Raw genomic sequence first — 21,677 nt, forward strand, 5'->3', positions numbered from 1 at the left:
GGGGCGGTTCTGTCCAGCCGGCGTGTAATCATGACCCGACTGCATTTCGCCTCCGCGCTCCTGCCCTCGGGCTGGGCCAATGACGTGCAGGTGGTGATCACCGCCGGCGCGATCGCCGAGGTGACGCCGGGCGTGGCGCCGGCCGCCGACGACGAACGCCACAGCATCGCGCTTCCGGGACTGGCGAGCCTGCACAGCCACGCCTTCCAGCGCGGCATGGCGGGGCTGGCGGAACTGCGCGGCGACAGCACCGACACCTTCTGGACCTGGCGCGAGACGATGTACCGTTTCGCGCTGGCGATGACGCCGGATGACGTTACCGCTGTCGCAACGCTGCTTTATGTCGAGATGCTCGAGCAGGGTTTTACCCGCGTCGGCGAATTCCATTATCTGCATCACGATCGCGACGGCTCGCACTATGCCGACCTCGGCGAGATGGCTGCGCATATTGCAGAAGCTGCCGACGCGTCCGGCATTGCGCTGACGTTGCTGCCGAGTTTTTATGCGCATGGCTCCTTCGGCGGCGCCGCACCGCATGACGGCCAGCGCCGCTTCATCTGCTCGGTCGATCAGTTCGCCGCGTTGATGACCGCCTCGCGCAAGGCGATCGCAGAATTGCCGGGCGCCAATATCGGCATCGCGCCGCACAGTTTGCGCGCGGTGACACCGGACGAACTCGCGGCGATCGTTCCGCTCGCGGGCGGCGGGCCGGTGCATATTCATGCCGCCGAGCAAGTGAAGGAAGTCGAGGATTGCCTCGCCTGGTCGGGCCGGCGGCCGGTGCAATGGCTGCTGGAACACGCGCCGCTCGATCGACGCTGGTGCCTCATTCACGCGACCCACACGACGGATGCGGAAGTGAACGCGTTCGCCAGGACCGGCGCGGTCGCGGGTCTCTGCCCCATCACCGAGGCCAGCCTTGGCGACGGCATTTTTCCAGCGCGCGAATTCCTCGATGCCGGCGGCGCATTCGGCGTCGGTACCGATTCCAACGTGCTGGTCGGCGTCGCCGACGAGTTACGCCAGCTCGAATACGGCCAGCGCCTCAAGCATCGCGAGCGCAACGTGCTCTCGGGTGGTGCCGGCGCCTCGACCGGACGCACGCTGTTCGATCATGCGCTTGCGGGCGGTGCTCGGGCGCTGGCGCAGGGCACGGTCGGCCTCGCGCCGGGCGCGCGCGCCGATATCGTCACGCTCGACACGGCGCACCCGTCGCTGGCGGGACGACAGCGCGACGCCGCGATCGACGGCTGGATCTTTGCCGCGGGCAGTGGTGCGATCGATTGCGTCTGGGCCGGCGGCCGCAAGGTCGTCGTAGGCGGGCGGCATCAATCGCGTCAGGTGGCGCGCGAGCGCTTCAACGCGGCGGTCCGGAGGCTCGTCGCATGAGCCTCGCCACCGATGCGGCCGACAAGCCGACGCTCTACAAGCGCATCCGCGCCGACATCGAGAAGCGCATCCTGACCGGCGAGTGGCCACCAGGGCATCGCATTCCCTTCGAGCATGAACTGGTCGCCCGCTACGGCTGCTCGCGCATGACGGTGAACAAGGCGCTGTCGGAGCTCGCACAGGCCGACCTGATCGAGCGGCGGCGGCGTGCCGGCTCCTTCGTGCGCCGGCCGCAGCATCTGTCGGCGGTGCTCAAGATCGCCGACATCCGTGCCGAGATCACCGCGCTCGGCCGCGCCTACGGCTACGAGCTGATTGGCCGCAAGCTGCGCACCGCGACCGCCGCCGACCGCGACCGTCTCGGCGTGAAGAAGGCCGGCAAGGTCGTTGCGATCGCCTGCCGGCACAGCGCCGACAACGTGCCCTTCGCCGTCGAGGACAGGCTGATCGATCTGTCGTCCGTGCCGGATGCGGCGACCGCGGATTTCTCGCGCGAGCCGCCTGGCTCGTGGCTGCTCCATCATGTGCCCTGGACGGAGGCCGAGCATACCATCAGCGCCATCGTTGCGGACGATCGCGCGGCGGAGGCGCTCGACATCGCCGTCGGCGCGCCCTGCCTCGTGATCGACCGCTATACCTGGCGCAGTGCACGCACGATCACTGCGGTGCGCCTGCTCTATCCCGGTGACTCTCACCGCCTTGTCGCCCGATTCAAGGGAGGTTGAGAGGACGATGTCGGCACAAATCGTGCAACGCTTCGGGCAACGGTCCACAAGGACCGACAATGATCAACAGGACGTCAAACCATCGATCGGCAAGAGGACGACAATCATGCGTAGTTCGACAATATTTGCGACAATCATTGCCCTCGCGGCCTCCACTCCCGTGCTCGCCGACGAGGTCAAGGTCGGCGTCGGCATCTCCGGATGGACCGGCTTCGCGCCGCTGACGCTGGCGAAGGAGGCCGGCATCTTCAAGAAGAACGGCCTCGACGTCACCATCAAGAAGATCCCGCAGAAGGACCGCCATCTCGCGATCGCCTCCGGCGACATCCAGTGCGCGGCAACGACGGTGGAGACCTGGATCTCCTGGAACGCGAACGGCGTTGCGACCAAGCAGATCTTCCAGCTCGACAAGAGCTACGGCGCCGACGGCATGGCCGTGCGCAACGATGTCGCGTCGATCAAGGACCTGAAGGGCAAGACCGTCGCGGCCTCCGCGCCCGGCACCTCGCCCTATTTCGCGCTGGCCTGGATGCTCAAGAAGAACGGCCTCTCGGTGAAGGACGTCACCGTCGTCAACCTCGAGCCCGCCGCCGCTGCGCAGGCCTTCGTCTCCGGCCAGAACGATGCTGCGATGACCTATGAGCCGTATCTGTCGACGGTGCGCGCCGCGCCCGACAAGGGCAAGATCATCGCCACCACGCTCGACTATCCGATGGTCATGGACACCTTTGGCTGCACGCCGAAATTCCTCACCGAGAATCCCAAGGCCGCCAAGGCGCTCGCCGACAGCTATTTCGAGGCACTCGACATGATCGCCAAGGATCAGGCCAAGGCCTACGAGATCATGGGCGCCGACGTGAAGCAGACCGGCGAGCAGTTCGGCAACTCGGCAAAGTATCTGCGCTGGCAAGACAAGGCCGCGAACCGGAAGTTCTTCGCCGGCGATTTCCTGACCTTCAACAAGGAGGCCGCCGACCTGCTGCTCGAGATCGGCATCATCAAGGCCGCGCCGAAGGTCGAGGACCTCTTCGACGCGAGCTACATCAAGTAACCTCTTCAACAGCTGCCGGTCCCGTCTCGCGGCGGGGCCGGCAATTCTGTTCACTGCCCGGATAGATCGTTGATGCGTCCCCTGGATCCCGTGACATCGAAGCAGCGCGTGGCCTACGGCTTTGCGTTCTTCGTGCTGTTCGTTGCCCTCTGGTCATGGGCGACGCTCGGCGGCCATGTGTCGAAGACATTCCTCGCCAATCCGCTGACCATGGTGCAGGAAGGCTATGACCTCCTGGCCAGGCAGGGCTTCCTGTACGACATCGGCATGACGATCTGGCGCGTCGTCGGCGGCTTTGCGCTCGCCGCGATCATCGCTGTGCCGCTCGGCGTGCTGATGGGCGCCTACAAGCCGGTCGAGGCGTTCCTCGAACCGTTCGTCTCCTTTGCGCGCTATCTGCCGGCGTCCGCCTTCATTCCGCTCCTGATCCTGTGGGCCGGCATCGGCGAACTACAGAAGCTGCTCGTCATCTTCATCGGCTCGGTGTTCCAGGTCATCCTGATGGTCGCGGTGACCGTCGGCGCCACGCGGCGCGATCTGGTGGAGGCGGCCTACACGCTCGGCGCCAGCGACCGCGGCATCATCCGCCGTGTGCTGCTGCCCTCCTCCGCCCCCGAGATCGCCGAGATCCTGCGGCTGGTGTTGGGCTGGGCCTGGACCTACGTCATCGTCGCCGAACTGATCGGCTCGTCCTCGGGCATCGGCCACATGATCACCGACAGCCAGGCGCTGCTCAACACCGGCCAGATCATCTTCGGCATCATCGTGATCGGGCTGATCGGCCTCCTCTCGGACCTCCTGTTCAAGGCGTTCAACGCCTGGCTGTTTCCGTGGAGGCTCGCATGACCACGCTCAGAATCGAGCAAGTCTCGCGAACCTTCCCCGCGCGCCACGGCAACGCACCGACCAGGGCGCTGGAGCCGACCGACCTCACCATCGGCAACAACGACTTCGTCACCATCCTCGGTCCCTCCGGCTGCGGCAAATCTACGTTGCTGCGCATCGTTGCGGGCCTCGATCGTCCGACCAGCGGCCGCGTCACGCTCGACGGGCGCGAGGTCACCGGCCCGGGCGCCGATCGCGGCATGGTGTTCCAGTCCTACACGCTGTTCCCGTGGCTGACGGTGCGCGAGAACATCGCCTTTGGCCTGCGCGAGCGTGGCGTCGCGCAGGACGAGCGAAACAAGATTGCCGACGCCCTCATCCGCCAGGTCGGATTGTCCGGCTTCGAGAACCATTGGCCGAAGCAACTCTCCGGCGGCATGCAGCAACGCACGGCAATCGCACGCGCGCTTGCCAATGATCCGAAGATCCTTCTGCTCGACGAGCCCTTCGGCGCACTGGACAACCAGACCCGTGCCTTGATGCAGGAAATGCTGCTCGGCATCTGGGAGCGCGACCAGAAGACCGTGCTGTTCGTGACCCACGACATCGAGGAAGCGATCTTCCTCGGCAGCCGCGTCATCGTCATGAGCGCGCGTCCCGGCCGCATCAAGGCCGAGATCAACGTGGACCTGCCGCATCCGCGCTCCTACAAGATCAAGACCACGCCCGAATTCGTCCAGCTCAAGGAACGGTTGGTCGAGGAGATCCGCACCGAGGCGCTGAAGGTTGCCGAACATGCTTGACACAAAGCCGCGCGCCGACGGGAAACGCGTTCTCGCCGATCTCAATACGCTCCGCGCTATCGGCGCCTACAAGACCGGCGTGCACAAGCCGACCTTCTCCGAGCCGCACAAACAGTCGCTCGAGTGGTTGGTGCAGAAGCTGCCCGACGCGGGTCTCTCCGCCGCGATCGACGGCATCGGCAATGTCTTCGGCACCAGCGCAAAGTCCGGACCGAAGCTCCTGGCGGGCTCGCATCTCGAAAGTCAGAACTACGCCGGCTGGCTCGACGGCCCGCTCGGCGTCGTCTATGCGCTGGAAGCGGCGCGCGTCCTCAACGCCGATCCCGCGCTCAAAGGCGCCGTCGAAGTCGCGGCCTGGTGCGACGAGGAAGGACATTTCGGGCACTTTCTCGGCTCCCGCTCCTATGTCGGACAGGTGACCGAAGCCGACATCGATGCCACGCGCGACCGCACCAGCGGCCGCACCATGCGCGAGGCACTCGCCGACATGGGCCTCGCCGGACGCCCGCGCGTCGCCGCCGAGCCGGGACGGCACGTCGGTTATCTCGAGGCGCACATCGAGCAGGGCGATGCGCTCGAAAGCGGCGGTCTTGCGATCGGCGTCGTGACGTCCATCGTCGGCATCTGGCAGTACCGCATCAACTTCACGGGTGAGCAGAACCACGCCGGCACCACCCGCATGGCTGTGCGGAAGGACGCGGGCCTGGCGCTGGCGAAATTCTGCGTCGCCATCGACGAACGCTTTCCGGCCGCGTGCGGGCCGCGCACGGTCTGGACCACCGGCCGCATCGCGCTCGATCCGGGTGCGCCGAGCATCATTCCTGGCGGCGCCGAAATGCTGTTCCAGATCCGCGACGACGATCCCGCCGTGATCGCGCGGCTGGAGGCGGTGCTGCGCACGATGGCGGATGAGTTCAGTGCGAACGGTCCCTGCACAGTGGCCGTTACGAAGCTGCGGACCGGCGCGCCCGCGATGATGAACCCCAGTTTTCAGGATGCGATCGAAGCCGCGAGCAGGGCCTTGGCCGGCGGACGATCAGTCCGTATGCCAAGCGGTGCCGGCCACGATGCGCAGATGCTGGCAACGATCATGCCCGCGGGCATGCTGTTCGTGCCGTCGATTGGCGGCATCAGCCATCATTGGACCGAGGACACCGCCGATGCCGACATCGTCACCGGCGCAGAGGTCTTCGTCGACGCCTGCCGGCGAATCCTCAGCGGCTGAGTTGGCGCTGTGTCCCGCATCCGCTGACCGGCTGACGGGACGACAACGAACAGCATTCGCTCCATCATGCCCGATCCCCTAGCAGGATCGTGCAAAGCCCGACCGCTTTGGGAAAGACACTGGTTTCGCACGAGGCCTAATCTCGCGCGCCCCACGCGCGAAGGCCCACCATGTCCAGGTTCTCCCCAGCAACGCCCGCCTCCATCGTCGACGCTCTGAAGGCGGTTGCCGGCAATCCGCCGAAAGTGCGCGCGAGCTTTGCAAAGGGCTGGTGCGTTCGCGGCACCTACACCCCGTCAGATCGCGCGAGGGAGATCACGAGATCGCAGAGCTTCACAAGACCATCGCGGGTGCTGGCGCGATTCTCCGTGGGTGGCGGCAACCCCCACGTGGCCGATACCAACAGCCTCGTGCTGCGCGGCTTCAGCTTCAGGCTCGGGGATGACGATCATCGATCCGACATCCTCGCGGAAAGCGCTCCCCTGCATTTTGCGAGAACGCTCGACCAGATGCTGGCCTTCCTCGATGCGCGCATGCCGGGAGCGGATGGCAAACCGGACACGGCGAAGGTCAAGGCGTTCTCGGCGGCCAATCCCGAAACGCTCAATCAGGCGAACTACATCGCAGCGCGTCCACTGCCGGGAAGTCTTGCCGGCACCACCTATTGGGGCGTGCATTCCTTTCCTGCGACCAATGCCAGCAACGAGACGCGCTTCATCAAGTTCAAGATCGTCCCGGCCGGCGGTGACATCACGCTGACCGAGGACGAGGCCAGGACCAAGCCGGCCGACTTCCTGCACGACGATCTTGGCAGGCGGATCGCTGCCGGTGAGGCCCGCTTCAGCGTGATGGCACTGCTCGATCGCCCTGGCGACCCCACCATGGACGTGACCGCGCGCTGGCCGGACGAAGATGATCGTGAAGAGGTACGCCTGGGCACGATCGTGATCACGGGATTCGAACCGGACCAGGCCTGCGACGCGTCCATTTTCGATCCCGCCAATCTCGCCGACGGCATCGCTCACCCGCCGGACGAGATCTTTGCGGCGCGGCGTGCTGCCTACACCATCTCATACGCGAAACGCCGCTGAGGACAGGCGCCCGATACTGCCGTCAGGTCTTGCCGTGCGCGGAGCCAAGCGCCTCGCGGCGCCACACTGCCGGGCTGACACCGACAATCGAGGAAAACACCCGCGTGAAGTGACTCTGGTTGGCGAACCCGGCCGACATCGCGATCTCCGACAGCGGCAGGTCGCGGACGCTCATCAACTGCTTGGCGGCCTTCACGCGTTGATGAAGCAGCCATTGGTGCGGCGGCAGGCCGACGGAGATTCGAAACGCACGCGAAAAATGACTGACCGAGAGATCGAGCTCGGTCGCGATCTTCTGCAACGAGAGCTTTCCGCCGAGATCCGACTCGAGCCTCTCGCAGGCGCGCTTGGCCTGCCACGGCGCGAGACCGCCGCGCACCGGCGCCGACGCGCGCTGAAGCCCGCCGTAGGTCTGGGCGACATGGGCGGTCAGCCCGAGCATCATGTGGTCTATGAAAAGCTGGTTGGCCTCGTCCGGCCTGCGCAGGCCTTCCTGCAGCGACGCGCCGATGTGACGGATGATTCCATCGTCATGACCGACCCCAATCTGACAGTCGAGCTCGTCGATCCGGGGCGCATTGCACTGCTCGGAGATGCTGTCGAGCGCCGAACGCGGAATGTAGAAGAACAGGGAGTGGAACGGCTTGTCGATCACATAGCGCGGGTCGCGCTTGAGGTCATAGAGATAAGTCGTGCCGGCGTGGACGTCCGCTTTCATGATGCATTTGCCACGCTCCCAGAGCTCACAGTCCGGGTAATCGTGAAGCTTCAGGCTGACGAGAAAGGCGTCTTCGGCCGTAAGCGACCCGGACAAGCCAGGCACCGGACGGTCATTCCGGGTTTCGGTGACTGCGAGCTCGGTGCTGCGCAGCGAGCGCGTGATCAGCGAAGGTGGCGCCTCGTCCAAACGCAGGAATTGCCCGAGCCTCAGTCCGTAGGCGCCTGCCTGTGTCATCGCGATTTGCCCTTCTGTGGAAGTCCGCGTGCAGGCCACAGTGTCCTGCAATTTCCGTGCGCATTATCGGACATCTGCAAGTGGCTGTCCACGCTCGCAGACCCGTCAGGCCGTCATCACTGCGACTCGTCCGCGCCAGCGCAGCAGAGCGATTTCGTAGCAACTTCAATGTGATTTGGTCTGATCTGCCAACGCGACACGCTCCGCCTGATCCGGCACCTCATCACGCATTTTCACAAACGCACGACGAAATGGCGCCGCCCCTCCTTCGACGCGCGACGTCCCGCTAGAACGAAGTGCCGCCGCCGAACCTGAACTCCTGGACGACGTCATATTTGCCCTTGCTGAGCGGCACGGCATAGTCGAAGCGCAGCGGCCCGAACGGCGAGGCCCAGATCAGGCCGATACCGACCGACGAGCGCACCACGTTGCCGTCGTCGTATTGCAATCCGCAGGTCGGACAGGCCGCCGTGTTGACCTCGCCCGTGGCCGACCAGGAGGTCGGTCCCTGGTAGCCCCAGAGCGAACCAGCATCGGCGTAGACCGCGCCCTTCAGGCCAACTTCCTTGGGCAGAAACCAGAACGGCATCTGCAATTCCATGGATGCGCCCCAGTATTTCGTGCCGCCCAGCGCATCGCCGCTGGCGCCGAAGCCCGCATAGGTGATGTCGCGCGGACCAATGCCGTTGGAGGCAAAGCCGCGCACGAGGTTCGGACCCATCTGGAAATGATCCAGCATGCGCAGGTCCTGGTCGCCGATCTTGTTGAGGATACCGCCTTGGAGATGGATCACGCTGACGATCTCGGACACCAGCGGGGTGTAATATTTGGTGTCCACGGCGGTCTTCAGATAGGTCACGTCGCCCCCTACGCCGGCGAAGTCTTGCTTGAAGTCGACCAACAGGCCGTCGGTCGGGTTCTTGGTGTTGTCGAGCGTGTTGTAGGTCAGCGTATAGCCGAGGGCCGACGTCCAGGTCCGACCGTTCGCGAGCTCCTTGCGGACCGGCAGGCTCGATTCGCCGTCGCCATAGCAGCCGTATCCATAGACGCCCGAATCGGTGGAGTTGGTCGGATCCACGCCGCCAAGAACGCTCCTGATGTAAGCGGGAGTTGGGTTGTAGGCGAGCGACGTGTTGGACGCGTTGTTGTTGCAATTGTTGTATGCGCTGGCGAGCGTGATGCTCTGCTGATAGAGCGAGTAGCGGAGCTGGAGCGATAGATCCTCGCGCAGCGCAAGGCCCAGGCGTGGTGAGAAGCCCAGCGTCGTCACGCCGTAGCTGGTGTAGCTGTTCGACAGTTGCTGACGCCAGGACACGTCCATGCCGAGCGCCAGCCGGTAATCGAGCAGATAAGGCTCGACGAAGGACAGCGATATGCCGCGCGAATACTGGCCGTAACTGACGGATGCCTTGCCGTAGAGGCCGCGGCCAAGCAGATTGCGCTCGGAGATCGAGACTTCGGCCAGCGCGCCGTCGGTCGTGGAGTAGCCGCCCGAGACCGAGAAGTCGCCGGTCGATTTCTCTTCGAGATCGACGATCAGGATGACGCGGTCGCTCGAGGAGCCCGGCTCCGTCGTGATCTTCACGCTCTTGAAGTAGTCGAGGTTCTTCAGGCGCCGCTCGGCCCGGTCGACCAGCGCGCGGTTGTAGGCATCGCCTTCCGAGATGTCGAACTCGCGCCGGATCACGTAGTCACGCGTGCGGCTGTTGCCGCGGACGTTGATGCGCTCGATATAGGTGCGCGGACCCTCGTCGATGTTGAACACGACCGAGACGGTGTGCGCCTCGAAGTTGCGGTCGCCGCCGGGACGGACCACGGCGAAGGCATAGCCGCGGCGCGAGGCCTCGATCTGCATCTCCTCGACCGACTTCTCGACCGATTCGACGTTGTAGAGCGAGCCGACATTGACGCGCGAATAGCCGCGCAGCGAACCCGTGTCGAAACCGGGAATGCTGGAGTGGAAGTTCACCGATCCAACCCGATACTGCTGGCCTTCCTCAATCTTGAAGGTGACGAGAAAACCCTTCTTCTCTGGATCGTATTCGGCGAGCGCGGCCACGACCTGGACGTCGGCAAAGCCGTTCTTCAGGTAGAAGCGGCGGATCAGGTCGCGGTCGGCCTCGACGCGATCGGGGTCGTAGATGTCGTTGTTGCCGAGGAAGCTGAGCAGGTTGCTCGCGTGCGTCTTGATCACGTCGCGCAGACGCGCCGCCGAGAAGGCGCTGTTGCCGACGAACTCGACCGATTTGACGCCGGTCTTGGCGCCCTCCACGATCGTGAAGATCAGATCGACACGATTGTTCGGTTGCTCGATAACCTCGGGCGTGACCCGCACATCGTAGCGGCCGGACCGGCGATAGATCTCGGCGATGCGCAGCGTATCGGACTGTACCGTCGCCCGCGAGAAGGTCCCGCGCGGCTTGGACTGGATTTCGGCGGTGAGCTGCTCGTCCTTGATCTTCTTGTTGCCCTCGAAGGCGATGCGGCCGATCACGGCATTCTCCACCACCGACACCAGAATGCGGCCGCCCGCCTGGCTGATCTTCACGTCCTGAAACAGACCGGTTCCGATCAGCGCCTTGAGACCGTCGTCGATGGCGGGCTGATCGAGACGACCGCCGGGGCCAGGTTTGAAGTAGGAGCGGACCGTCTCGGCTTCGACGCGCCGATTGCCTTCGACAACGATGGTCTCCGTCGCTTGCGCGGCCGCCGGCTGCGGCAACAGCGCAAGCGGAACTGAACTTGCAATCGACACGCCACTCACCGCCGCAGCGACCAGCCAGGCCCGCAAAATCGACATTCCACACCTCAACAGACGTCGCCTGCTCTGAAACGAGACGGCTGTGGCCGCGGTGTGGCTTTGAGATTGCTGTACTGTTTCCAAGGATTGAGTTTGATTTAGCGCGTCGGCAGCTTCAGTGCAGATGGCGGTAACGTTCCTTCCCGCTCAGCATGGTTCCATCGACCTGCGGCTACGTCCATCAGCCACGCGCCCGGCGCATTTTGTCTTCGCCGCAAAGGCATCTATATAGCGGGACAGTCATCGATGACTTGCGCGCGCCGACGCGTTCGCTCCCGTTCGCACGGCAGCTCAGCCATTTTCGCTGCCGCCCGCCTCTCGTCCTTCCTTTGGAGTTCCCATGCTTTCCGCCGACCGGCCGGCGACACGCCTTGCGACCCGGCTCGCCTTCCTCGTCGCCGGCTTCGGCATCGCGTGCTGGGCGCCGCTGGTGCCGTTCGCGAAGACGCGCCTCGCCGTCGACGACGGCATCCTCGGGCTGCTCCTGCTCAGCCTCGGCATCGGCTCGGTCCTCGCCATGCTGCTGACCGGCGTCCTCAGCGCGCGCTACGGCAGCAGGCCGATCATCATCGCGGGCGGTCTCGGTCTTGCCCTGGTCCTGCCCTCGCTGGCCGTCGCAAGCTCACCCGCATCGCTGGCGTTGGCGCTCTTCGCATTCGGCGCCGCGCTCGGCTCCATCGACGTCGCCATGAACATCCATGCGGTGGAGGTGGAGCGCGCCGCAAGACGGCCGCTGATGTCCGGCTTCCACGCGCTGTTCAGCATCGGCGGCTTCGCCGGGTCCGCGCTGATGACGGCGCTGCTCTCGCTGCAGCTCGGCGCGCTCACCTGCACGCTAATCTGCTCCGCCCTGATGCTGATCGCGATGCTGGCGGCCTGGCCGCGCCTGCTTCGTTCGGCGCAGGTGCAGGAAGGGCCGCTATTCGTGCTGCCGCACGGATCGGTGCTTCTGCTCGCGCTGCTCGGCGCGATCACCTTCCTCGTCGAAGGCGCGATGCTCGACTGGGGGGCGCTGCTCGTCATCGGCGCGGGCCTCGTCTCCGAGGCACAAGGCGGGACTGGCTATATCGTGTTCTCGATCGCGATGACGATCGGGCGACTCGGTGGCGACGCCATCGTCGCGCGTATCGGCGACCGCACGACGCTGTTGTGGGGAAGCCTCATCGCCATCGCAGGCTTCGTGGTCCTGCTCACCGCTCCCGTTGCGGCGGTCGCAATCGCCGGCTTCCTGCTGATCGGCCTCGGCGCATCGAATCTCGTGCCGGTGCTGTTCCGCAGGGCGGCCAAGCAGACCGCGATGCCCACCGGGCTCGCAGTCGCGGCCATCACCACTGCCGGCTATGCCGGCATCCTCGTCGGCCCCGCCGGCGTCGGTTTCGTCGCCCGTGGCAGCGGGCTCCCGGCAGCGTTCTGGCTCCTGGCCGCGCTGATGGGTCTCGTCACACTGTCGGCGCGCATCGTCACGACCGATCGGCGCCAGGTATCGCGCGTCGGTGCGTGAGCAGTCTCACAGATTGCTCAATCCGATCGATTTGATCACGGGCGCCAGGCTTGCCGATGTCGCCTCGACGATGCGCTGGAATTTGTCGGGGCTCGAATCGCCGTCCGGCTCCATGCCTTGAGCGCGATAGCTCGCCTGAAGCGCTGGATCGGCCATGGCCAGGCGCGTCGCCTGGGCGATCCGATCGATGATCGCATCATCGGTTGGCCTCGGCGCGAACAGGCCGAACCATCCCTCATATCTCAGATCCGGCATGCCGGATTCGATGGCCGTCGGGATTTCCGGCGCGCCGCTGAGCCGCTTTTCAGTGGTGACCGCAAGCAGCCGGATTTTGCCGGCGCGACTCAATTGCTGCAATTGGACCGACATGACGGCAATGACGAGCGATATCTGATCGCTGACGAGGTCGTTGGTCGCCTGCGCGATGCCCCGATACGGAACGTGGACGATATCCGGCGCGCCCGCCTGCTGCTTGAACGCTTCTCCGACCAGATGATTTCCGGTGGCAACCCCAGGAGTCCCGTAGGACAGCTTTCCCGGATTGTCCTTCGCATAGGCGATCAGCTCGCGCAGATTTGCGGCAGGCACCGATGGATGGATGGCGAACACCAGCGCACTGTTGATCAGGCGATAGATGGCGCGGAAATCGCCGACCGAATAACCGGGATTTGACGACGTCAGCGGGATGATGACCTGCGTGCTGCCGTTGCCGAGCAGCAGCGAGTGGCCGTCAGGCTCTTCGCGCACGACCATCGCGGTGCCGATCGCGCCGCCGGCACCACCGATATATTCGACGAAGGTCGGCCCGAGCAGCGAGGACATCTTGTCGACCCAGGGGCGCCCGATCTGGTCTCCCGAGCCGCCGGCTCCGTACGGGATCACCAATCGTATGGGACGCGATGGATAGTCGGCGGCTCGTCCGCTGCGCGACATTGCGGCGAACGCCGCCGCGCCGGACAGCGCATGGACGAACTGTCGCCGCGAGAGGAAAGGCATGTTCGAATTCCGGAAGTCGGCAATCACGGCCGAGGCGGGACCGGCCGGTCAGAGCGTTCAATCGCAGCAATCCGCCGCCGCCGTCAATGGGCCCATGTCGGCCAGAGCCAGACCGTCGTGAGTCCGGCCCACCGGCCTAAGCCATTCCTTTTCCAGCATTATTTCGGCAAGCTGGCGGACCTCAGCGATCCGCGCAGGGCTGTCAGCCCCACCCATTGCTTTCGGCCAGTTTACTGTACGCCTCGTTCTGATAGACGAGAAGCCAATACCTTTTGACTCCCGTCGAGGGGGCAATGGCGCGTGCCAGATCGTAGCGAAGACTCGGCCATTTCATTTGGGCCATTTCGACTGTTTCCAAAGTCCCGGCTCTTGGAGAAGGAGGGCACGCCGCTTCATGTCGGCGGCCGCGCGCTCGATATTCTCATCTTCCTGGCCGAGCGCCCCGGTGAGGTCATCGACAAGAGGGAGCTGGTCAAGCGCATCTGGGCCAACGTCAATGTCGACGAGGGCAGTCTGCGCTTCCACGTCGCATCATTGCGCAAGGCACTCGGCGATACCGGCAAGTCGGCTCGTTACGTCGTCAATGTGCCCGGCCGCGGCTATTGCTTCGTCGCGTCTCTCGCCCAGGCGACCCCGCCCGTCTCGGTCGACATCGCTCCTCCGCGTTCCCTGCCCGCTCAGCTTGCGAAGATGGTCGGGCGAGAGGAAGTCATCGAGAAGATCTCGAACGGGCTTTCGCTCTATCGCTTCATGACCGTGGTCGGCCCGGGCGGCATCGGCAAGACCGCCGTCGCCATCGCCGTCGGGCACCGCCGATCGGCGGATTTCGGCGGACGCGTTTTCTTCGTCGACTTTGGTCCGCTGAGAGACCCCGGCCATGTTGCAACGACCATTGCCTCCGCGCTCGGATTGACCGTCAGCGCGGAGGATCCGAGCCCGGCGCTGCTGACCTTCCTGAAGGCAAGCCCGGCCCTCCTGATCTTCGACAGTTGCGAACATGTGCTGGATACGCTGGCACCGCTCGTCGAGCGCATCGTTCGCGAAGCACCGCAGCTTCGCGTTCTCGCAACCAGCCGCGAGTCGTTCCGCAGCGAAGGCGAGCGGATCTTCAGGCTCTTCCCGCTGGACTGTCCGCCCGAACGCGACGGCCTGAACGTGGCGGACGTCCTCGCCTACCCCGCGGCTCAACTCTTCGTCGAACGCATTGCCCAGAGCTCGGGTCCGTTCCAGCTCAGTGCGGAAGAGGCGCCGCTTGTCGCAAGCATGTGCCGGCGCCTCGACGGCATTGCGCTCGCGATCGAGCTCGCGGCGGGGCGCGTCAATGCCTATGGCATCGCAGGCACCGCATCCCTGCTCGACAGCCGCTTCTCGCTGCAATGGCGGGGACGGCGCACCGCCGTGCCGCGACACCAGACGCTCGCTGCGGCTCTGGACTGGAGCTACGATCTCCTGCCTGCGGCGGAGAGCGCGACCTTGCGCAGGCTGTCGGTCTTCGTCGGGCCCTTTGCGCCGGAGGCCGCTGCCGCGGTCGCATCCGGCGACGGTCTCAGCGTATCGGAGACGCTGGAGGCGATCGACAGCCTGGTCACCAAATCGCTGATCTCGCCGTCCGGCTCGCGGACGCTGCGCTATCGCCTGCTCGACACCACGCGCACCTACGCGCTCGGGAAGCTGAACGAGCTGGGTGAAACCAGGCAGTTCGCGCGGCGCCACGCGGCGCATTTTCGCGATTTCTTCGAGCGCGCGGAGGCCGACACATCAACTCCGCTGCCCGAATGGCTGAGCGTCTACGGCGCGGAGCTGGACAATGTACGTGCGGCGCTGGACTGGGCCTTCGCGCCCGATGGCGACGCTGCGCTCGGGATCGCACTGACGGCGGCCGCAGTCACGCTGTGGGTGCGTCTTTCATTGTTCGCCGAATGCCGCGAACGCAGCAGGATGGCACTGGCGGCGCTCGGCGACACCGGCGCCGACGACCGCATCCGCATGCAGCTCCTGTCCGCACTTGGCTGGTCGCTGATGTATGGTGAGGGCCGCGCGCGCGAGGCGCGCCCGATCCTCGAGACGACTCTCGAGCTGGCTGAGAAGCTCGACGACAAGGATTTCCGGCTGCGCGCGCTGTGGGGCCTGTGCATCGACCAGTTCAACAACGGACAGTTCGGCAAGGCCCGCGCTCTCGCCGATCGTTTTGCGGACGCGGCGGCGAACTCGCCCGACAAGACCGACCTCATGCTGGGCGATCGGCTGATGGCCGTCGCGCTGCACTATCTCGGCGACCAGAACGACGCACGGCTGCGCATCGACCGGGTGGGCGCATCGCTGCACGTGCTGGCGGCGAAGCCGAAGATCTTCCCGCTCGACCTCCGGATATCGACGCAGTATTTCCGGGCGCGCATCCTGTGGCTGCAAGGCCTCGCCGATCAGGCCCGGGCGCTTGCCGCCAGAAACATCGAGGAGGGCCGCGCCAACGGCCACGCGCTGACCTTCTGTAGCGTGCTGGGACAGGCCGCCTGCCCGATCGCCTTCTGGGCCGGCGATCTGGATGCCGCAGAACGCCACGGGACCGAACTGCTCGAGCACACCGAGCGCCATGCCATCCGGCTGTGGGGCCTGTGGGCACGCGCCTTCAACGCGGCGGTCACTGCGAAGCGCGGCGACGTCGCGACGGGCCTGCCGCTGCTGCGCGAGGAGCTCAACCGCGCCGGCGACGCGCGCTTCCTGCCGCGGTTTCTGCCTCTCCTCGGCGAACTTGCCGCATGTTTTGGCGAGGCCGATCAGGCCGATCGCGGCCTGGACATGATCGAGGACATACTGGCGCGCTGCAACGATCGCCAGGAGCACTGGTATCTCCCGGAGCTGATCCGCATCAAGGGCGAGTTGATGCTCAAGAGCCCACGACACTCATTGGACGCCGACGCGCGCTTTCGCGAGGCCATGGACATTGCCGCCCAGCAGGGCGCCCGCTTCTGGGAGTTGCGATGCGCAACCAGCCTCGCCCGGTCCGTGATCGGAGCTGGGCGGAATGCAGAAGCTCGAGCGGTTCTCGACAAGGTAAGCGGGACGTTCGCCGAGGGCTCCGACATCGCCGACATGCGCATCGCCCGCGAGCTGATCGCGCAATTGCGAACCTGACCGGCCGCTACGAGGCGTTCAGCCTCCCACCCCAACCGTCCGCCGCGGCAACTTCCAGTCGGGTCGGATGAAATGACAGGTGTAGCCGTCCGGGTAACGCTCGAGATAATCCTGATGCTCCGGCTCGGCTTCCCAGAATTCGCCGGCGGGCGCGACCTCGGTCACCACCGCGCCGGGCCATAGACCCGACGCCTCGACATCGGCGATGGTGTCTTCGGCAATCCGATTCTGCTCGTCGCTGGTGTAGAAGATCGCCGAGCGGTAGCTCGTGCCCAGATCATTGCCCTGACGGTTGAGCGTTGTCGGATCATGGATCTGGAAGAAGAACTCCAGCATGGTCCGGAAGCTCGTCTTCGCGGGATCGAAGATGATCTCGATCGCCTCGGCGTGACCTTCGTGGTTGCGATAGGTGGCGTTCTTCACCTTGCCGCCGGTGTAGCCGACGCGGGTCGAGATCACACCTGGCTGCCCGCGGATGAGATCCTGCATGCCCCAGAAGCAGCCTCCGGCCAAAACTGCGCGCTCCGTCGTCATATGTCCGCTCCCGGTTGATCGCTCTGTCGTCCTCTGCCCGCCGGCCGAGATGATCTCGACCGGCGGGCGTGAGATGGGCAACTCAAAGCTCGCAATTAGACCAGCTTGGCGTCAAGCGTAATCGCGGCGTTGAGCACCTTCGACACCGGGCAGTTCTTCTCGGCCTCGCCGGCGATGCGGGCGAAGCCGGCCTCGTCTAGCTTCGGCACCTTCGCGCGCAAGGTCAGCGCAGACGTGCTGATCTTGAAGCCCTTGCCTTCGGGCTCGAGCGTGACGGCGGCTTCCGTCGAAAGCTCGTCCGGCGTGAAGCCGGCGAGCTGAAGGCCGAAGGCCAGCGCCATGGTGAAGCAGCCGGCATGGGCCGCCGCGATCAACTCTTCGGGATTGGTCCCCTTCTCGTTCTCGAAGCGGGTCTTGAACGAATAGGCCGTCTCGTCGAGCACGCCGGATTCGCTCGACAAATGGCCGCTGCCATCGCGGCCAGTGCCCTTCCATACTGCCTTCGCCTTGCGGATCATCTCATTTCTCCTGCTTTACTTGCGGATCGTTCAGCCTGGCGCCCTACTGATGATTTCCAACCGGTCGCGCGCCGAAGCGGTTCCGTCAATCGCTTGCATCAATCATAATATCCGTGCTGACGACCTCAGGATGGCAGCGGCTGACCGGCCTGCTCACGAACAATGTAGTCGGCGTACCAGTCGACCCAACTCTCGTCGTGCGCGCCGATCCGCTTCTCGTGCTCACCATGCGCCACCGCGGCGCGGCGCAACGCCGCAGCCAGTTCGACCTGCGATGCGAACGTCGTGCCGTCGGCCGCGATGCGTCCGGGCAATCGTGTCGTGACCTCCTGGAACAGCCAGCCGTTGCCGTCGGGATCGCTGAACGCGGCAAATGAGCTGTAGCTGCCGCGCTTCGGGTCAGCGCCGCTGACCCGAACACTGCCGAACAGGTATGGCTCGTCCGACCCGGCGTGAACATCGCCGGCACCATGGAAGGGTTCACTGACCTCGATGTCGCGATCGAGCAGATCCTGTCGCGCCGCCTCCAGATCGGAGACGATCAGGTACAGGCCGCGCGCCGAACCGGGCGCTGCCGCGGTCACGTTCCTGCCGAAGATCACCGAGCAGGCCGAGCCGGGCGGCGTGAACTGGATCACGCGCCAATCATCACCGGCGGCAAAATCAGCGTCCAGCCGCCAGCCGAGGCGCGCATAGAACGCCTTGGCGCGGTCGACATCGGACACGGGAATGACGACGATCTCGAGCTTCAGATCGATGTTACGCATTTTCGAAGGCTTGGCCGCGGCCGCGCGCTCGATTTCGATAGTAGCCATGTCGACCTCCCTGGTCTGAGACGCGGGTTCGGGGCGAGCCCGCTCGTCTTCGTGAGCCGTTGTGAGCGGAGACGATTGTCATGCGGCGCGCATAGTGCATCCACCGGCCGCGTTTTGCGCGTTAGACGTTGCAAGATTCTGTTATGATCGGCGGCATCACACCTTCGCAAGCCCGTGCTCATCGCGACGGTCAGCCCCACTGACGAGTCGTTCCGATCGCGCCGCAGACTGCTCGCGTTTAAGCAAGATTTGCGACGAATCGTGCCCGTGCGATCGGCCAATTGCCGCGCGATTTCGCCACTTTCGGCCAGTTTACTCACGACCTCGTTCTGATAGATCACAGCGCAGACGGCAGCCCCTTCCACTGGAATCATCGACGCGTGGCGGACACTAACGACCAAGATTCGGCCATCTCCTTCGGACCATTCCGGTTGTTTGCCAAGTCGCGCCTGCTCCAGAAGGACGGCGTCCCGCTTCCCCTTGGCGGCCGCGCGCTCGACATCCTCATTTTTCTCGCCGAGCGCGCCGGCGAGGTCGTGGACAAGCGGGAGTTGATCAAGCGCGTCTGGGCCGACGTGACTGTCGACGAAGGCAGCCTGCGCTTCCACATCACGACTCTGCGCAAGGCCCTGGGAGATGTCGGCGAAGGCTCCCGCTACGTCGTCAACGTACCGGGTCGCGGCTATTGCTTCGCGGCCCCGCTGCTTCGCCCGGCATCTTCGGAAAGCCGCATCAGCCCGGCCGTCTCGTCGCCCCGCGCACTCCCCCCGCCGCTCGCGAAGATGATCGGTCGAGACGATGCGGTCGAGAGGATTTCCGCCGAGCTTGCCCTGCATCGCTTCGTGACCATCGTCGGCCCCGGCGGGATCGGCAAGACTTCGGTCGCGCTTGCCGTGGCGCATGGCGAGCTCGCGGCGTTCGACGGGCAGGTGAGCTTCGTCGATTTCGGCGCGCTGACGGATACAAGGCTCGTTCCCGGGGCGATTGCGGCCACGCTCGGCCTGACCGTCAACTCCGAGGACCCGATTCCGGGCCTGCTGACGTTCCTGCGCAGCCGGCGAACGCTGCTCGTCTTTGACAGTTGCGAACACATCCTCGACGAGCTCGCGCCGCTGGCCGAGCGCATCGTCCAGGAAGCGCCCGGACTGCACATTCTCGCCACCAGCCGCGAATCCTTCCGCACCGAAGCCGAGCGCGTGCACCGGTTGTTTCCGCTGGATTGCCCGCCGCAGCGCGACGGGCTCGGCATCGCCGATATCCTGGCCTATCCCGCCAGCCAGCTCTTCGTCGAACGCATTGCCGAGAGCCTGAGCGAGTTCGAACTGAGCGAGGAGGATGCGCCGCTCGTCGCGGAGATCTGCCGGCGGCTGGACGGCATCGCGCTCGCGATCGAGCTCGCGGCCGGACGCGTGAACGCCTATGGCATCGCCGGGACCGCCTCGCTGCTCGACAACCGCTTCTCGCTGCTGTGGCGCGGACGGCGCACCGCGATTCCGCGGCACCAGACCCTGAGCGCAGCGCTCGCCTGGAGCTACGACCTGCTGCCGGCAGCCGAAAGCGCGGCGCTGCGCGGGTTGTCGGTGTTCGTCGGGCCGTTCACCCTGGAAGCCGCGATCGCAGTCGCATCCTGCCAGGGCATCCGTGAGCCCGAGGCGATCGAGGCGATCTCGAATCTGCTCTCCAAATCCCTGATCGCGACCTCGCCCGCGGAGCGGCGGCTGCGCTATCGTCTGCTCGACACCACCCGCGCCTTCGTCGGCGACAAGCTCGTCGAGAACGGCGAAGCTGACCGCGTCGCGCGCGCCCACGCCGAATATTTCCGCGATTTCCTGCGCGACATTGCCGTCAAGTCCACGGGCATGCAGAGCGCGGGCGGCTTCCTTCCCTATGCCGACCACCTGCCCAATGTCCGGGCCGCCTTGAACTGGAGCTTTTCGGACCGCGGCGACCGGACAATCGGCGTGGAGCTGGCGGCCTCGGCAACCCAGTTCTTCCTCGAGCTGACCTTGCTGACCGAATGCCACCGCTGGACGCAGCAGGCGCTGGCATCTCCCGATGCCGACGCGATGGACGCCCGTCACGAGATGACGTTGCAGGCCGCGCTCGGCGTCTCCGTGATGTTCACGCAGGGCAATACCGAAGCGGTCCGTTCGGCATTCACGCGCAGCCTCGAGCTTGCACGGGAGCTGGAGGATCTGCACTGGCAGCTCTGGCTGCTGCGCGGATTGCACATCTACCTGACGCGGATCGGAGATTTTCACGGCGCGCTCGGGACCGGCGAGCAAGGCGAGAGCGTTGCGCGGAAGCTGAACGATCCGGCCAGCACGCTGAACGTCGAATGGATGCTGGGCGTCGCGCATCATCTGATCGGCAACCAGGATAAAGCGGTGCAGTTCTGCCAGAGCGCGATGGTGCATAATCCGGCCTCGCAGCGGCTGAACATCGGGCATCTCGGTTATGACGACCGCATCGTCGCGCTGGTGGCGCTGGCGCGCGGGCTCTGGCTCACCGGCCGGCCCGACCGTGCGATCGAGGCGGCCAGATACACCGTTCGCGAGGCCGAGCTGCTCGAGCAGCCGCTCACGCTCGGTATTTCCCTGATCTGGACGATCTACGTCTTCCTCTGGGTCGGCGACTGGGCCGATGCCGAAATCCTGATCGACCGGCTGATCGATCATTCGGCGCGGCACTTCCTCGGCCCCTATCATGCGGTCGGCATCGGCCAGAAGGGCGAGCTGCTGCTGCGCCGCGGTGACGTCGCCGGCGGCATCGAGCACCTGCGCCGCAGCCAGGCCACGCTGTACGCAACGCGGCACCGGATCATGACGACGGTGTTTGCAACGGCGCTCGCGGAGGGTCTTGCCGCCCAGAACCAGCCCGACGAGGCCTTGCAGACGATCAACGAGGCCATCGCCGAGGTCCCCGATCACGGCGAATCCTTCGACATGCCGGAGATGCTCAGGGTCAAGGGCGACATCCTCGCCCGGTCGGGCAACGCGGCGGAGGCCGAGCGCCATCTCCTCAAATCGCTCGATCTGTCGCGGCGGCAAGGCGCACTCGGCTGGGAGCTCCGCGGAGCGATCAGCCTCGGCCGCATCTGGCAGCAGGCCGGCAGGGCCGGCGATGCGCGCGCCCTGCTCGGTCCCCTCGTCGCGCGGTATCAGGAGGGCTTGCTGAGCCGCGATCTGGTCGCCGCAAGGGGACTCCTGGGCGCCCCGAATTGAGAGTATCTTCAACGGGATATGACGATACTGCACGCTCGCAACTCCTAACAAATTCTAACACGCCAAGCCGCATACGGCCCGCCATGGTGGTGG

At 65.3% G+C, this 21,677-nt stretch carries 16 protein-coding genes; 10 read left to right on the top strand and 6 right to left on the bottom strand.

Annotated elements, in window-relative coordinates; genetic code table 11:
* Positions 1–30 precede the first annotated feature (30 nt).
* The 7 genes from GPL20_RS01540 (at position 31) to GPL20_RS01570 (ending at position 7,109) form a co-directional block, all read left to right on the top strand.
* The gene (locus GPL20_RS01540) at positions 31–1,389 is read left to right on the top strand and encodes a formimidoylglutamate deiminase (RefSeq protein WP_157327025.1); all 1,359 of its coding nucleotides are present in this window, start codon (positions 31–33) and stop codon (positions 1,387–1,389) included.
* Complete coding sequence (gene hutC / locus GPL20_RS01545; RefSeq protein ID WP_157327026.1) at positions 1,386–2,114, top strand: histidine utilization transcriptional repressor HutC; 729 nt, start codon at positions 1,386–1,388, stop codon at positions 2,112–2,114. Before GPL20_RS01540 ends, hutC begins: the two co-directional genes overlap by 4 nt.
* A gap of 106 nt (positions 2,115–2,220) precedes the next feature.
* Entirely contained in the window at positions 2,221–3,165 is a 945-nt protein-coding gene (locus tag GPL20_RS01550; protein ID WP_157327027.1) for an ABC transporter substrate-binding protein, read from the top strand.
* A gap of 72 nt (positions 3,166–3,237) precedes the next feature.
* Complete coding sequence (locus tag GPL20_RS01555; protein ID WP_157327438.1) at positions 3,238–4,011, top strand: ABC transporter permease; 774 nt, start codon at positions 3,238–3,240, stop codon at positions 4,009–4,011.
* Positions 4,008–4,793 carry an ABC transporter ATP-binding protein gene (locus GPL20_RS01560; protein ID WP_157327028.1) on the top strand — a complete coding sequence of 262 codons (786 nt, stop codon included), beginning with the start codon at positions 4,008–4,010 and terminating at the stop codon, positions 4,791–4,793. Before GPL20_RS01555 ends, GPL20_RS01560 begins: the two co-directional genes overlap by 4 nt.
* Positions 4,786–6,018, top strand: a complete 1,233-nt coding sequence (locus GPL20_RS01565; RefSeq protein WP_157327031.1) for a Zn-dependent hydrolase — start codon at positions 4,786–4,788, stop codon at positions 6,016–6,018. Before GPL20_RS01560 ends, GPL20_RS01565 begins: the two co-directional genes overlap by 8 nt.
* 170 nt (positions 6,019–6,188) lie before the next feature.
* Positions 6,189–7,109 (top strand): catalase family peroxidase, encoded by a 921-nt coding sequence (locus tag GPL20_RS01570; protein ID WP_157327033.1) that lies wholly within the window; start codon positions 6,189–6,191, stop codon positions 7,107–7,109.
* Positions 7,110–7,131: 22 nt separating this feature from the next.
* On the opposite strand, the gene GPL20_RS01575 is transcribed toward GPL20_RS01570, so the two are convergent.
* The gene (locus GPL20_RS01575; RefSeq protein WP_157327035.1) at positions 7,132–8,064 is read right to left on the bottom strand and encodes a helix-turn-helix domain-containing protein; all 933 of its coding nucleotides are present in this window, start codon (positions 8,062–8,064) and stop codon (positions 7,132–7,134) included.
* 286 nt (positions 8,065–8,350) lie between these two features.
* On the bottom strand, positions 8,351–10,864 hold the full coding sequence (gene bamA, locus GPL20_RS01580; RefSeq protein WP_167532845.1) for an outer membrane protein assembly factor BamA: 2,514 nt from the start codon (positions 10,862–10,864) through the stop codon (positions 8,351–8,353).
* 340 nt (positions 10,865–11,204) lie between these two features.
* On the opposite strand from bamA, the gene GPL20_RS01585 reads away from it, so the two are divergent.
* Positions 11,205–12,365 (top strand): MFS transporter, encoded by a 1,161-nt coding sequence (locus GPL20_RS01585; protein ID WP_157327040.1) that lies wholly within the window; start codon positions 11,205–11,207, stop codon positions 12,363–12,365.
* 6 nt (positions 12,366–12,371) lie between these two features.
* Here GPL20_RS01585 and GPL20_RS01590 read toward each other — a convergent pair whose 3' ends face one another.
* Entirely contained in the window at positions 12,372–13,361 is a 990-nt protein-coding gene (locus GPL20_RS01590; protein WP_157327042.1) for a Bug family tripartite tricarboxylate transporter substrate binding protein, read from the bottom strand.
* Between the two features lie 300 nt (positions 13,362–13,661).
* Between GPL20_RS01590 and GPL20_RS01595 the strand changes: the two genes are divergently transcribed.
* The gene (locus GPL20_RS01595; RefSeq protein WP_347340015.1) at positions 13,662–16,493 is read left to right on the top strand and encodes an ATP-binding protein; all 2,832 of its coding nucleotides are present in this window, start codon (positions 13,662–13,664) and stop codon (positions 16,491–16,493) included.
* Positions 16,494–16,511: 18 nt separating this feature from the next.
* On the opposite strand, the gene msrA is transcribed toward GPL20_RS01595, so the two are convergent.
* The 3 genes from msrA to GPL20_RS01610 all read right to left on the bottom strand — a co-directional run bounded on the left by msrA (position 16,512) and on the right by GPL20_RS01610 (position 18,360).
* The gene (msrA, locus tag GPL20_RS01600) at positions 16,512–17,027 is read right to left on the bottom strand and encodes a peptide-methionine (S)-S-oxide reductase MsrA (RefSeq protein WP_157327044.1); all 516 of its coding nucleotides are present in this window, start codon (positions 17,025–17,027) and stop codon (positions 16,512–16,514) included.
* Between the two features lie 95 nt (positions 17,028–17,122).
* The gene (locus GPL20_RS01605; RefSeq protein ID WP_157327046.1) at positions 17,123–17,545 is read right to left on the bottom strand and encodes an OsmC family protein; all 423 of its coding nucleotides are present in this window, start codon (positions 17,543–17,545) and stop codon (positions 17,123–17,125) included.
* A gap of 125 nt (positions 17,546–17,670) precedes the next feature.
* Complete coding sequence (locus GPL20_RS01610) at positions 17,671–18,360, bottom strand: VOC family protein (RefSeq protein WP_157327048.1); 690 nt, start codon at positions 18,358–18,360, stop codon at positions 17,671–17,673.
* A 380-nt stretch (positions 18,361–18,740) separates the two neighbouring features.
* On the opposite strand from GPL20_RS01610, the gene GPL20_RS01615 reads away from it, so the two are divergent.
* Complete coding sequence (locus GPL20_RS01615; RefSeq protein ID WP_254125022.1) at positions 18,741–21,584, top strand: ATP-binding protein; 2,844 nt, start codon at positions 18,741–18,743, stop codon at positions 21,582–21,584.
* Positions 21,585–21,677 lie beyond the last annotated feature (93 nt).

The sequence above is a fragment of the Bradyrhizobium cajani genome (genome assembly GCF_009759665.1).
GTDB classification, from domain to species: Bacteria; Pseudomonadota; Alphaproteobacteria; order Rhizobiales; family Xanthobacteraceae; genus Bradyrhizobium; species Bradyrhizobium cajani.